Origin of the sequence: Nocardia brevicatena NBRC 12119, from assembly GCF_000308495.1 — a bacterium.
GTDB lineage: Bacteria > Actinomycetota > Actinomycetes > Mycobacteriales > Mycobacteriaceae > Nocardia > Nocardia brevicatena.
The window spans coordinates 1-644 of sequence record NZ_BAFU01000158.1; the positions used below are offsets into that span (position 1 = coordinate 1).

1 protein-coding gene is annotated in these 644 nt (G+C 59.2%); it reads right to left on the reverse strand.

The window, feature by feature from the left end; all coding sequences use genetic code 11:
- Positions 1 to 558: hypothetical protein (locus tag ON20_RS25720; RefSeq protein WP_157228995.1), on the reverse strand; the 558-nt coding region annotated here is incomplete at its 3' end.
- Positions 559 to 644: the final 86 nt, after the last annotated feature.

Sequence of the window (644 nt, forward strand, 5' to 3'; positions counted from 1 at the left end):
GCTCAGGTCGATGCCGAGGTCGGCGGCGTCGAGGGTGTTGCGGATGTCCATGCCGGGCACGATCTCTGCATGCCCTAGATGTAATCCCACTCCCCGGTATGCGGGATCTCCCGGATGTTTTGGATGCTCGATTTCGGATAGGCCGTTGGTTCGAGCGTACTCCGCGATCCGGTTTTCCGTCCTCGCTATTGCCGCGGTCACCGCCTGTTCGTCGACACCGATTACGACCGCACCGACTTCGTCTCCACCGGTTCGTATCGGCACGACCCTGGCTCCCGACTTCTCCACCTCGCTCAAGAAAATGTCCGTCATTGCGCGATAGTGGGTATTGGCGACCTCTGCCCGGTTCCCTGATGCTGCGTTCAGTCCGCCGAGGTTCGCTATGTCACCCGACAGCCAGAAAGCGGGCTCGCCGGTGTCGGCGACGTGTTGTTGCGCTCGATGCAACTCGCCGAGCTTGAACCCAGAAAGCCTGCCATCATAGAACTCCGTGACCGCATCCTTCGGCAACGGGTTGTAGAAGGCTTCCGCTATGTCTGCCGGAGAAGAAAAATCCACTTGCTCTATTTTTTCTTGGAATTCTGCCCATCTCAGGTCGTCGGGTGACAGATACGAAGGCCGATGATCCGTACCGGCACCCACCG